Below are 12,874 nucleotides of genomic sequence, written 5' to 3' on the forward strand. Positions count from 1 at the left end.
CCATGGCCAGATAAATGACTTCGCTATCTACTGTGTTGCGGCGGAGTTTGATGTAAAGTCCGTCCAGGTAGAGAACGGAGTAGCGTTTCTCCAGTGGACGCGACTGCCACTGCTGGATATCTTCGAGTACGGTGTTCGTAATGTTACTCACCGTCGTTGGAGAGTAATGTGTTCCAAACATGGATTCAATGAACTTGGCAATGTCTCGAGTGCTCATACCGCCCTTGTACATGTGAATAACCGTTTCTTCCAGCCATCCTTCTCGACGCTGATACGGCTCGAATAGCTGCGTTTGAAAGTGACCTTGGCGATCCCGGGGGACTTGCAGATCATCGATTTTACCGTGGCGTGTCTCCCAACTACGTTCATAGTAACCATTACGACTGTTATGGCGTTCACCTGGCTGTTCGACCTGCAAGAAGTTTTTGATCTCTTCACGCATGAGCATTTCCAGTTTTTCTTTCAGCAGTTGGGTAACAGAATCTTCTAGTAGATTGCGAAATTCATTTTGATGTATAGTTGCCATGAGTAGGGTTCCTTTCTTGGTGACTTCAGCAATCCCGAGAATACCCTACTTTTTTGTTGGTTGACTAGAGTCCAATTCTTGGTACACAAACTATTTTACATCACCTTCGCATTTGTGGCTCCAAGGGAAGGATGTTTTTATCAGTTAATATATGCATTATATCATTTAAATTTGTGAGGTTGAATAGTCACTTTTCTTTTAAGCAAGACCGAGAAATTAAAGAGAGGCAGGATTAGGTAGTTGCAGGTAGTGAGTATAAAAAGAAATCAATATGAAGCATTAATCTAGTAACAGGAGGAACTATGCCGATATCTAGAATATTAATTTCAAATTGCAGATCCATCTCGAAAGTAAGTATAGATTTATCTGATGTAAATTGCTTAATTGGAGAGAATGGTACCGGAAAAAGTAATATAATCAAAGCTATTCATCACTTTCATCAAAATTTAACGGCTAATAAAAATGATGAGGCTTTATTTGATAAGAAAAATCCGTACAATGACTATGTAGAAATTTCATTTATATATGATTTATCAAGAATAAGACGCATTGCACAAACTAGATACGCTCAAGATGCTCTCTTTCTACATGATTTTTTTGGAAAGATTCTCTTTGAATTTTCAGATTATATTGATGACAATAACCTAGTACATGCAACAATAAAACACTTCAAATCCGGTCAAAGGAACTGGAACATTCCTTATGAATTAAGGAGCTATTTAAAAAATGTATTCCCTTTATATGTAATTCAATCGAGAAATATTAAATTGACTGATTGGGATAATATCTGGGAGATTATTGGTGATATGAGTAAACTTAAAGAAAAAGAAGAGGGCAAATTTTCAGAGGAAATAGATTTGTTATATGAAAAAATCTATGGAAATACATATAAAAAGAATCTCGATTATATAAATCGTGAATTTCGTAATAACGAAATCGAACTTGAGAAGTTTAGTTTTAATCAAAAACTTTCCCAAATTTATCAACTTCAGCTTGGAGGTAGAGAATTTAAATTTAGAGAAGAGGAATTAACGTTTTTTTCGGATGGTATGAACTCTAACAATTATCTGAAATTGTTAGTTAATTTAGTCGGGAAACTATCTACTTCCAAAATTAAAGAACCTATGATTGTAGTAGATGAACCCGAAATAGGATTGCATCCTAAATTGGCAGATGACCTCACATCCTCGCTTTTTGAAAAATCAAAGTTAGTGCGATTTTTATTAGCTACACATTCATCGAGAGTAATAAAAAATATAATAGGAACTAAAAACGGAACGTTATTTCATATTTCAATGAATAACCATTATACAACTTTAAAGAAGATGAAAAAAATAACATCCCCAAAAGAAACCACAGTAGTTACAGAGACTGAGGCTAGTTACTATTTTTCAAAAGGAATCTTGTTCGTTGAAGGCACAACGGAATTGGAATTGTTTAACAATAAAAGACTTCATAAATTATTCCCTATGCTTAATGATATAGATGTTTACTCATACGGTTCCAACAATCTTAAGTTAAATTTAATTCATCCCAATAAAATGAATGCATCAATACCCTTCATTGTATTACTAGATATGGATAAAGTCATACAGATTCGGAACAATCGGGTTATCATTAAAGGAGATAAAGCTTTTAGTCCTCTCTCTAATGAAGACATTCAAAGAAAAGAAAAACTTTTTTATGGAAAAAAACGCTCTGAGACTCTGTACGTTAGAAACAGGATAAAGGGAATTTGCGATAAGGCTGAATTCAAACCCACACCAAAATGGTATTATATTAAGGACAAACTATACGCTGAGTTAGTTAATTTAATTAAAAAGTATTCACTCCAGTACAATGTGTTTCCAGTTTCAACAACTATCGAGGGGGTTTTGGTCAATTTATCCAATTTCGAAATATTTAAAAGTTATTTTGAAAGTAAAAAAGGAGGTCGTTTATTCACTACATTATTTGATAATTGTTCTGACCAAGAAGAGAAACTTACATTAATGAGATTATTAGTGTCCGGGAAATGTGATACTTTAAAAACTTTGGATGAACACGGTAATTATCTTAAAGACCCCGAAATTGTTAAAGTTTCCAAAAACATAGGTTCTTTAAAATTTGATAAAACAGAAGGCTGGGTTAGTAGTTTTCTTGATTATTTTTTTGACAATTACTTAACAGGCACAGAAAAAGATAACGTTAATTCGTTTAAACTTTACTTTAGCGAACTGTACGATATAATAAATATATTGGTAAAACAATTAAAGCAGAGTGAGTAGTAATGTCAGTGATGACCCCTTGATGAAGTGTTATGTGGGACAAAGTACATATAAAAAGCCAAGGGATTGATGATACTATTTGCTGCGGTGTCGGCGAAGTGGACTCGCCAATTGGTATTAAAACGCAATGCGAGGTTTTAAGAAGGTACTCACTCTGCCTGTTTTACTTTATTTAGTAGGTGAATCATATAAAAATTTATGATGAGAGTTTTTTTTATAGGGCCATACTGGAAATAGAACATGAGAGCATGATCAGTAAGGTAGTCGAAAATAAGATCAACAGCTACAAAGAAATTACTATCTCTAAGCATAGTGGATCACGTACAATTCATTGTATTAATAATAATGACCAACTCTATGGTATTCAAAGAAATCTGGTGGATAACTTATTTTCAAAAGTTGCTCTTCCGGATAATATTTGTGGTTTTGTTAAGAAAAGATCTTATCGTGATTTTCTAGTACCACATTTGTGGAATAATAATGAAAAAAGATATTATTTGCGACTTGATATTTCAGATTTTTTTGGGTCAATAAATTCAGCTAAAATACACGATGCCCTTGATGGTTTGATAGATTTGGATGAAGAAAAAAAGGTTAAAATGTTAAAGCTGATTTCGGAAATATGTACCTTAAACGACATCCTCCCTCAAGGAGCAGTCACCTCACCTGCAATATCAAATATAGTTTTTAAACGTCTCGATGTACGCATACGAAATTATTGTCGAAAACTGAACGTAACGTATACACGTTACGCCGATGACCTTTTGTTTTCTACTACAAAAGAAAAAACATTAGGTGGCTATTTTGTTAAAAAAATAGTTGGCATCTTAAAATCAAGTGGGTTCATTTTGAATAGAAAAAAGGTTAAACGTGGAAAATTCGAAATTTCTTTAAATGGTTTTATTGTAGGGGAAAATATACGTATCTCACGTAAAAAAAAGAGAGATATTGCCGCTTTTTTCTTTCTCTATATTCGTGGAGGAAAACCAAAAAACATAGTAGAAATTTTAGAACGATTGAATGATTACGATTTTCGCTTCAGGCAAAAATTATTTACATCAAAGAACGATATAATAAATTATTTAGCCGGATATAGATCATTTATAATTGACTGGCTCCCACAGGAAACTGAAAGTAATGTACACAAAGACCTGAAGAAAATAATCGATAAAATCCAAGAAACTTTAGAAGAAATCGAAGAACTTGAATAACATCCCCTTAATATTTTCTTTTTCTTAATACACGTACTATAGTAAACGAATCGTCAATCGTTATTCGACTCAGGGCACGTGCTCGGGGATTGCGCGAGTTGGGAAATTAGTTTTAAATGGCAAAGCTTACTTAATTAAATTAGACGCTAGAGACATACCAGGGAATTGTGTTCTCCTTACTCTTCATCCCTCAAAGTTTCAACGAGTTTTCGAGACCTAGGCCCCGTTGGCAGGTCTCTTTTTTTGCAAAAGAGAGTCGGTATTCGACTTGTTGCTTCGGGAGATGAAAAAAAATAAAATTCATATGGAATTTGTGATGACGCCTATCTATAATAGCAATTATGTCGAAGGGATTAACAACCTGTATGAATTTGATTGCGGGGAGCTGAGCGGTTGGATGTACAAGGGAAACGGATGGTTTCCGAACTGCGGAAGCAGCCGATATTCACTGAAAGATAAAGATGTCGTAGAGTGGATCTATAACTGCGATTTGGGCCGTGATATCGGCGGCGATTCGGCGGCAACAGGAGCAGCAAAACAATGAAGGACAGTTTTTCCACATATCATCCGATTGTCAATTTTGTTTATTTTGTTGTCGTATTGGTGTTTGGCATGGTCTTCATGCATCCGGTGTTTCAAACGATAGCTCTGGTCAGCGCCGTAACCTACTCGATTAGGCTAAAAGGAAAACGCGCGCTCACATTTAGCCTGCTGTATATGCTGCCGCTGTTACTGCTGATGGCGGCGCTGAATCCGCTGTTTAATCATGCGGGGGCGACGATTTTGTATTACCCGGAAAACGGCAATCCGATCACGCTGGAATCGGTCCTGTATGGCGTTGCGTCGGCGCTCATGTTTGTGACGATTATCGTGTGGTTCTCCTGCTACAACGCGGTAATGACCTCGGATAAGTTTATTTATTTGTTTGGCAAAATGATGCCCGCGCTGTCGCTCATTTTTTCCATGGTGCTGCGTTTTGTTCCCAGATACGCGGCACAGATCAAAACGATTTCCAATGCGCAGAAATGCGTCGGCATGGACGTTTCGCAAGGCAGCCTGGCGGGCAGAGCCCGAAACGGAATCAAAATTTTGTCTGTGATGACGACGTGGGCGCTGGAAAATGCCATTGAAACAGCCGATTCGATGAAATCCAGAGGGTACGGTTTGCCCCATCGCACCAGCTTCTCCATCTTCCGCTTCGATCGCCGGGATCGGCTGGCCGTTATCGCAATGGCCGTATTGATTACGGTCGTGCTTACGGGTGCGGCGCTGGGAGAAAATACGATCCGCTTTTTCCCATCTATTAAGCTCAAAGGGATTTCGCTATTTGGCATTGTTGTGGATGCCGCTTATTTTGTTTTATGCATGATCCCGGTGATCTGCAGCATTGTGGAGGACGTGAAATGGAAATATATCGCATCGAAAATGTAAGTTTTACGTTTCCGCTGAAGGAGACGCCGGCCTTGTCTCATATCGATCTCACCGTGAAAAGCGGAGAGTTTGTGACGATCTGCGGCAAGTCGGGCTGCGGAAAAAGCACGCTGCTGCGGCAGCTGAAGCCGATCCTCGCTCCGCACGGCAAGCGGGAAGGGGAGATTTATTTCGGCGGTTGGCCGATCGGAGAGATCGACCAGCGGACACAAGCGGCGGACATCGGTTTTGTGCTGCAAAGTCCCGACAATCAGATTGTGACCGATAAAGTATGGCATGAGCTTGCTTTCGGGCTGGAGAGTTTGGGCTACGACAGCGGCACCATTCGCCTGCGTGTGGCTGAAATGGCCAGCTTTTTCGGGATCCAAACGTGGTTTCATAAACAGGTGACGGAGTTGTCCGGCGGTCAGAAGCAGCTGCTTAATCTGGCTTCGATTATGGCGATGCATCCGTCCGTGCTCATTCTGGACGAACCGACCTCCCAGTTGGATCCGATTGCCGCGGCTGACTTTCTGGAAACGGTGAAAAAAATTAACCGCGAGTTGGGCACAACGGTGATCATGTCCGAACACCGCCTGGAAGAAGTGCTTCCGATCTCCGACCGGTTGATTGTGATGGACGGCGGTGAGGTCATTGCGGACGGCTCGCCGCAAGATGTAGGCAAGAAGCTGGTCGAGCTGAAGCACCCGATGTTTTATTCGATGCCCTCCGCCATGCAAATTGCTGCCGTGGTAGACAGCCTGGCGGCCTGTCCGGTTACCGTGAAGGAAGGGCGTGAATGGCTGAACGGCTACCTGGAAGGCAAAAAGGCGGCGACTGCGCCCTCTTTCACTGGCCGTGCTGCAAAGTCCGGCCCGACCGCCATCCGCTTCAGCGACGTCTGGTTTAAATTTGAAAAGCATGGTCCGGACATTATTAAAGATTTGTCGTTTGAAGTACAAGAAGGGCAGTTTTATTGTATCGTTGGCGGGAACGGTACGGGGAAAACGACTGCATTGTCACTGATTAACGGCATATACAAGCCGTACCGGGGCAAGGTGGTTATCGGCGGGAACGGTAACAACCGCTTGCGTGTGGGCACTCTCCCGCAAAATCCGCAGACGCTGTTTGTGAAAAAAACAGTCGAGCAGGATTTGCACGACATGTTGTCCTCAGCGAATCTGAGCCCGGGGGAGAAGGGCGCAAAGGTTGCCGCCGTCGTTGAATTTGCCGAGCTGGAGCATGTGCTTGCCAGCCATCCGTACGATTTGAGCGGGGGCGAGCAGCAGCGGGCGGCGCTGGCCAAGGTGCTGCTGCTGGAGCCCGGGATTTTGCTGCTCGATGAGCCGACCAAGGGGCTGGACGGATTTTTTAAGGAGAAGCTGGCCGCTCTGCTGAAAAAGCTCAACGCGCAAGGCGTCACCATCGTCATGGTATCGCATGATGTGGAATTTTGCGCGAAGCATGGGGAGGTTTGTGCGATGTTTTTTGACGGAAGCATTATTACCGCTGGTACGGCCGCGCAGTTTTTTGCCGGCAACAGCTTTTATACGACGGCGGCGAATCGCATGGCGCGCCACGTATGGAAGGAAGCCGTATCGATAGAAAGCGTGGTGGAATTATGCTGGAACAGCAGCTAACGGGGCGCCGTTTCAGCCGCCGCGCCTGGCTTGCCGCGGCGCTGATTCTTATCGTTATTCCGGCTACGATTTTGTTTGGCGTGTTTGTGCTGGACGACCGAAAATATTACTTTATCAGCTTGCTGATCGTGTTGTATACGATGATCCCGTTTGCGATGGTGTTTGAACGCCGCAAACCGCAGGCCCGGGAGCTGGTTGTCATTGCCGTGCTGGCGGCCATCGCCGTAGCGGGAAGGGCGGCGTTTTTCATGCTGCCGCAGTTTAAGCCCGTAGTCGCCGTCGTCATTATCGCCGGCGTATGTTTTGGGGCGGAAGCGGGTTTTCTGGTAGGGGCGGCGTCCGGGTTCGTATCCAATTTTTTCTTCGGTCAAGGACCGTGGACGCCGTGGCAAATGTTCTGCTTTGGCCTGATCGGCTTTTTGGCAGGCATCTTATTTAAAAAAGGGCTGCTCGGCAAAAGCAAGCTGCCGTTGTGCGTATTCGGCGGGCTGTCGACTTATTTTATATACGGCGGCATCATCAATATCGGCTCGCTGCTGATGGTGACCCCGCAGTTTTCATGGCAAGCGCTGCTTGCTTTCTATGCCACGAGCTTTTGGTTTGACGTGGTGCACGCGATCGCCACCGTTTTTTTTCTGTTTGTCATTTCGCAACCGATGATCGAAAAGCTGGACCGGATCAAAATCAAGTATGGGCTGATCGACCCTTAGCAAGGCTGTCAGCATGATTGCGCCGCGGCACGCGATCGATACGTTTTACAGCCTGTCCTTCCGAGTACGCTCGGGAGGTTTTTTTGTGCCGCACGTGTCAATCAGCTAGGTGGTGAAAGTCCACGCCGCTTGGATTGACACTTCGCCCGAATAAAATAAAGATTACCCACTTTATATAAAAATGGTAAAATAAGTAAATTAACCGACTGATTCTGAGCACAAAACGTAAAATAGTAAAACAATATAACACAAATGTTATACATCCGGCCGCTTTCAATTTGTTCTGTCCGGCTCGCCCGAAAGATCAGGACGATCTGACAAGTTATAAGTCATATCGTACATTGTTCGTCCAAAAACCGGGATATATAATTTGGCATGTAACAGCTATGAGCCGTAACGAGGGAACAGAAGGAGGACAATGATGCGTTACATGGTGGGAGTAGACGTCGGCGGCACCTTTACCGACGTAACATTAATCGATACCCGGTCGGGAGAAATTTTGAATCATAAAGTTCCGTCAACGCCGGACGATCCGTCCCGGGCAATAATGAATGGCGTCGAGCAAATTTTACAAATGAATGGGGTACCTGTTTCGGATGTGCGTTATTTGGCCCACGGCACCACCGTTGCCACTAATTCGCTAATTGAGAGGAAAGGGGCGCTGACGGGGCTGCTCGTGACCGAAGGATTTCGCGATTTGCTGGAAATCGGGCGGCAAACTCGTCCCGGCTTATATGATTTGTTTAAGGAAAAACCGGAGCCGATCATTCCCGGTCATTTGCGGCTCGAAGTAGCTGAACGCCTGTATGCGGACGGCAGCGTACGCAAGCCGCTTGACAAGCAGCGTCTGCGGGAGGCGGTAGAGCAATTAAAGGCGGAAGGCGCGCAGGCGATTGCGGTGTGCTTCCTGTTCTCGTACCTCAATCCGGAGCATGAAAAGCAGGCGGTGGAGGAAATCCGCAGCTTGTTCCCGGAAGTTTACGTCTCCGCATCCCATCAGGTCGTCCCCGAGTTCAGGGAATACGCTCGGTTAAGCACGACGACTTTAAACGCATATCTGGGTCCGGTGATGCGAACATATATGGAAAATTTCCAGCAGTCCGTCCGGCAAGCCGGTATTCCGGTCGACCCGTACATTACGCAGTCCAACGGCGGCATTATTTCGATTCAGGAATCCGTATCGAATCCGGTGCGCACAGCGGTTTCCGGTCCCGCGGCGGGCGTAGTGGCGGCGGCGCATTTGGCCGAGCTGACCGGGTACAAAAACATGATTACGTTTGATATGGGAGGGACCTCTGCGGATTTTTGCCTGATCGAAAACGGGGAACCGAAAATATCGATGGAACGTGAAGTGGAAGGGTTTGTCGCGCGTATTCCGATGCTCGATATTCATGCCTGCGGCGCCGGAGGCGGCTCCATCGCCTGGCTGGACGCCGGAGGCGCACTGAAGGTAGGGCCGGAAAGCGCAGGCTCTATGCCCGGTCCTGCGGCGTACGGACGAGGCGGCACGAAGCCGACCGTGACCGATGCCAATACGATACTTGGCCGTCTTAATCCCGAAGGCATTCTTGGCGGCAGAATGGCGCTTGATGTGGATGCGTCGAAACGAGCCGTACAGGAGCACCTCTGTGACCGGACAAGCTTGTCGCTTATGGAGGCAACAATGGGGATTTTATCGGTTGTCAACGCCAACATGACACGAGCGATCCGTCTGATCTCGGTGGAAAAAGGATACGATCCTCGCGAATTTACGCTTGTTTCGTTCGGCGGCGGCGGCGGGCTTCATTGCGGTGCGCTGGCGCGCGAGCTAGGCATCCCGCGTATTCTCGTTCCGCCTTCTCCGGGTACGTTCTGCTCGCTGGGCCTGCTTGTCACCGATGTCCGTTCGGATTATGTACGTTCCTCGCAGCTGGAATCCCATGCGGGCAGCATTCAGGCGATTCGCGGATTTTTCTCGGAAATGGAGCAAGAGGGTGCGGCGATGCTGGAGAAGGAAGGCATTCCGGAGCCGCAGCGCAAGTATGTGCTTGGTTTGGACTTGCGGTTTAAAGGCCAAAATTATGAACTGACTGTACCGGTGGAGTGGCAGGAATTAGACGAAGCGGGTTTACCGGCCATTCTTGAGCGGTTCCATGAGCAGCACGAAAAAAATTACGGCTACTCCAACCGCACCGGCACCGTCGAATTTGTCAACTACCGCGTCACGGCTCTTGGCGAGCTGCCCAAGGCGACTTTAAGCCGGATGGATGGCAATGCACAGCGTTCCGTAGAGCCGCTTTCGCATCGGGATGTATATTTCTCCGAAACAGACCGTCCGGATTATTACCGTACGGCCATATACCAGCGCAGCGAGCTGCTTCCGGGAGACCGCCTTACAGGTCCGGCCATCATTGAGCAGATGGATTCCACCATCTTGCTGCTGCCGGAGCAAACGCTGCATGTGGATGAATACCGCAACCTGGTGATTTCTACGTTTGGCGAGGAGGCGTAAACAATGAAACGAATTGATCCGATTACTCTGGAAATCGTCGGGAATTTGCTGCTTTCCGTAGCCGAAGAGATGGGCGTCACTTTGGTGAAAACGGCTTACTCTACCAATATCAAAGAAAGAAAAGACTGCTCGACTGCCTTATTTGACGCGAAGGGCCAAATGATTGCGCAAGCGGAATATGTGCCCATGCATCTGGGCTCGATGCTTGGTGTCGTAGGCGAGGTGTTGAGAAAGTTTCCGGCGGACTCGATTCGGCCGGGAGACATGTTTATCACCAACGACCCGTACGCCGGCGGCGGCACGCATCTTCCCGATATTACGATGGTGTCGCCGGTGTTTATCGATGAGCGGCTGGTGGCCTTTGTCGCCAATATCGCTCACCATTCCGATATCGGCGGGATGGTGCCAGGCAGTGTGTCGGCAAATTCGGACAACATTTACCAGGAAGGGCTGCGCATTCCGCTGGGACGTATTTGCCGGGCGGGCGAGCTGGTTCAGGAGACATACGATTATATTATTCTGAACACAAGAACGCCGGTGGAACGGGGCGGCGACCTGGACGCACAAATTGCTTCGAATATCGCCGGGGCCAAACGTATGGGCGAGGTCGTGCGTAAATACGGCGCAGACTATTTCGCGCAGTGTACCGAAGCACTGCTCGATTATGCGGAGCAGCTGATGCGTGACGGCATCCGCACGCTGCCGGAGGGAACCTACACGTTCGAGGATTACTTGGACGATGCCGGTGCAAATTCCAGCACGCCGATTCCGATCCGGGCGACGATCACCATCGAAGACGGCAGCGCCAAGGTCGATTTTACCGGAACAAGCCCCCAGGTGCCGGGTCCGCTGAATATGACGTATTCGGGTTTGCTGACGACGGCGTTCTACTGCTTCAAAGCGGTTGCCGGACAATCGATTTTTGCCAACCAGGGGATTTACCGGGCGCTGCATGTAACGGCCCCGGAAGGGTCAATCGTCAACTGCAGGCTGCCGGTTCCGGTAGGACAGCGGATCGACACCGCTCAAAGGGTGGTCGACGTTATTATGGGCGCGCTGGCTCAAGTTGCTCCTGAACGGGTGCTGGCCGCATGCAACAGTGTCGTCACTTCGGCGATTTTTTCCGGCACCAATCCGAAAACGGGCAGCTATTTCGTCTATCTCGAAACGGTCGCCGGCGGTTCCGGGGCGCACAGCCGGGCAGACGGATTAAGCGGTGTACAGGTGCATATGACCAATACGTCGAATCTGCCTATCGAAGCGCTGGAGCGCGAATATCCTGTGCTTGTTGAGCGTTATCAGCTGCGGACCGATTCAGGCGGCGCGGGAAGGTTCCGGGGCGGTCTCGGCATCCAACGCGATTTCAGAATTTTATGCGACGGGATGAGCTATACGGGGCTGGGAGACCGGCACAAGTTTGCTCCATGGGGCCTTGAAGGCGGGCAAAGCGGCAGCACGGGCAGCTTCAAGGCCGATTTTGGCGGAGAAGGCCTTAAACAGCTCGGCTCCAAAATATCCGGCGTTAGCCTCAACAATGAGGATTTGGTCAGCGTCTGCTCGCCTGGTTCGGGTGGATACGGTAATCCGCATGAGCGCCCTGCCGCATCGGTATTCAAGGACGTACGTGAAGGAAAAGTGTCCTTGGAAGCCGCACGCGCCGATTATGCCGTAATTATCGTCAGCGGGCCCGAAGGGGTATGGCTGGACGAGCAGGCCACAAATGAATTGCGAAACGGCTTGAAGGCCCGGTGAAGGTGAACATAAGACGATGAAGCTGATTGGAATCGGAGATAATGTTGTCGACATTTATCAAGATCAAGGGTTGATGTATCCGGGAGGCAATGCTTTAAATGTGGCCGTTGCCGCCAAACGAAACGGAGCGGATGCCTGCGCTTATTTGGGAATTATGGGGGACGACGCGGCGGCGGAGCATGTGGTCTGCTGCATGCGGGAAGAAGGCATCGATTTCTCCCGCATCCGTCGGGTCTATGGTCCGAGCGGCGAAGCGGTCGTCACGCTTGATGCGGCGGGGGACCGGATCTTTATAGGAACGAACCGCGGAATCCGCGTACAGTCGCTGCTGAAGCTGCAGCTTACACAGGACGATCTGAACTGCATCGCCACATATGATGTTGTTCATACAAGCGTAAACAGCGATTTGGAGCACGAGCTGCATCAACTGGCACATAAGCCGCTATCGTTTGACTTTTCTACGCCGAAGCGCTGGAATGAGGCTTATTTGCGGCAAGTGTGCCCGCATTTGACATACGCTTTTTTCTCCGGCAGCGATATGCAGCTTCAAGCTATTTATGACTTAATCGAGCAGGTGCATGAATGGGGAGTCCCCGTCGTCGGCGTAACAAGAGGGGCTGATCCTGCCGTTTTTTCGGAAAACGGCAATACATACACCCAAGCTCCGCTGCCAACAAATGTTGTTGATACGATGGGAGCCGGAGATGCCTTTATCGGCGGCTTTCTTAGCCATTATCACGATCGCAGGGATATGCAGGCTGCTCTCGGTCAGGCCGCTCGGTCGGCTGCAGCTGCCTGCGGATATTTCGGAGCCTTCGGCTACGGCAAGAAAAAACAATAATAACGTAATGTATAGGAGGATCTTCT

The 12,874-nt window shown here is 47.3% G+C and carries 10 protein-coding genes; 9 read left to right on the forward strand and 1 reads right to left on the reverse strand.

Annotated elements, in window-relative coordinates; all coding sequences use genetic code 11:
• Positions 1-526, reverse strand: a 526-nt coding sequence (locus EYB31_RS15945; protein ID WP_170318242.1) for an IS256 family transposase, incomplete at its 3' end; no start/stop codon positions are given.
• Between the two features lie 302 nt (positions 527-828).
• Between EYB31_RS15945 and EYB31_RS15950 the strand changes: the two genes are divergently transcribed.
• The 9 genes from EYB31_RS15950 (at position 829) to EYB31_RS15990 (ending at position 12,848) form a co-directional block, all read left to right on the forward strand.
• Positions 829-2,793 (forward strand): retron Eco8 family effector endonuclease, encoded by a 1,965-nt coding sequence (locus EYB31_RS15950; protein ID WP_131014356.1) that lies wholly within the window; start codon positions 829-831, stop codon positions 2,791-2,793.
• Between the two features lie 179 nt (positions 2,794-2,972).
• Positions 2,973-4,004 (forward strand): reverse transcriptase family protein, encoded by a 1,032-nt coding sequence (locus tag EYB31_RS15955; protein ID WP_165452444.1) that lies wholly within the window; start codon positions 2,973-2,975, stop codon positions 4,002-4,004.
• 268 nt (positions 4,005-4,272) lie between these two features.
• Complete coding sequence (locus EYB31_RS15960; RefSeq protein WP_276322049.1) at positions 4,273-4,548, forward strand: DUF4430 domain-containing protein; 276 nt, start codon at positions 4,273-4,275, stop codon at positions 4,546-4,548.
• Positions 4,545-5,435, forward strand: a complete 891-nt coding sequence (locus EYB31_RS15965; protein ID WP_131014358.1) for an energy-coupling factor transporter transmembrane component T — start codon at positions 4,545-4,547, stop codon at positions 5,433-5,435. The genes EYB31_RS15960 and EYB31_RS15965 overlap by 4 nt, the downstream gene beginning before the upstream one ends.
• The gene (locus tag EYB31_RS15970) at positions 5,408-7,054 is read left to right on the forward strand and encodes an ABC transporter ATP-binding protein (RefSeq protein WP_131014359.1); all 1,647 of its coding nucleotides are present in this window, start codon (positions 5,408-5,410) and stop codon (positions 7,052-7,054) included. Before EYB31_RS15965 ends, EYB31_RS15970 begins: the two co-directional genes overlap by 28 nt.
• Positions 7,036-7,764 (forward strand): ECF transporter S component, encoded by a 729-nt coding sequence (locus EYB31_RS15975; RefSeq protein ID WP_131014360.1) that lies wholly within the window; start codon positions 7,036-7,038, stop codon positions 7,762-7,764. The genes EYB31_RS15970 and EYB31_RS15975 overlap by 19 nt, the downstream gene beginning before the upstream one ends.
• 418 nt (positions 7,765-8,182) lie before the next feature.
• Positions 8,183-10,255 (forward strand): hydantoinase/oxoprolinase family protein, encoded by a 2,073-nt coding sequence (locus EYB31_RS15980; RefSeq protein WP_206105459.1) that lies wholly within the window; start codon positions 8,183-8,185, stop codon positions 10,253-10,255.
• A gap of 3 nt (positions 10,256-10,258) precedes the next feature.
• Positions 10,259-12,007 carry a hydantoinase B/oxoprolinase family protein gene (locus tag EYB31_RS15985; protein WP_131014361.1) on the forward strand — a complete coding sequence of 583 codons (1,749 nt, stop codon included), beginning with the start codon at positions 10,259-10,261 and terminating at the stop codon, positions 12,005-12,007.
• A gap of 16 nt (positions 12,008-12,023) precedes the next feature.
• Positions 12,024-12,848 (forward strand): PfkB family carbohydrate kinase, encoded by an 825-nt coding sequence (locus tag EYB31_RS15990; protein ID WP_131014362.1) that lies wholly within the window; start codon positions 12,024-12,026, stop codon positions 12,846-12,848.
• Positions 12,849-12,874 lie beyond the last annotated feature (26 nt).

Origin of the sequence: Paenibacillus thalictri (assembly GCF_004307995.1) — a bacterium.
GTDB classification, from domain to species: domain Bacteria; phylum Bacillota; class Bacilli; order Paenibacillales; family NBRC-103111; genus Paenibacillus_AF; species Paenibacillus_AF thalictri.

What these genes read in the sequence shown, in the direction of transcription:
- EYB31_RS15950 (WP_131014356.1), top strand. Translation starts at nt 829, where the DNA reads ATGCCGATATCTAGAATATTAATTTCAAATTGCAGATCCATCTCGAAA.
- EYB31_RS15980 (WP_206105459.1), top strand. Translation starts at nt 8,183, where the DNA reads ATGATGCGTTACATGGTGGGAGTAGACGTCGGCGGCACCTTTACCGAC.
- EYB31_RS15965 (WP_131014358.1), top strand. Translation starts at nt 4,545, where the DNA reads ATGAAGGACAGTTTTTCCACATATCATCCGATTGTCAATTTTGTTTAT.
- EYB31_RS15975 (WP_131014360.1), top strand. Translation starts at nt 7,036, where the DNA reads ATGCTGGAACAGCAGCTAACGGGGCGCCGTTTCAGCCGCCGCGCCTGG.
- EYB31_RS15990 (WP_131014362.1), top strand. Translation starts at nt 12,024, where the DNA reads ATGAAGCTGATTGGAATCGGAGATAATGTTGTCGACATTTATCAAGAT.
- EYB31_RS15970 (WP_131014359.1), top strand. Translation starts at nt 5,408, where the DNA reads ATGGAAATATATCGCATCGAAAATGTAAGTTTTACGTTTCCGCTGAAG.
- EYB31_RS15985 (WP_131014361.1), top strand. Translation starts at nt 10,259, where the DNA reads ATGAAACGAATTGATCCGATTACTCTGGAAATCGTCGGGAATTTGCTG.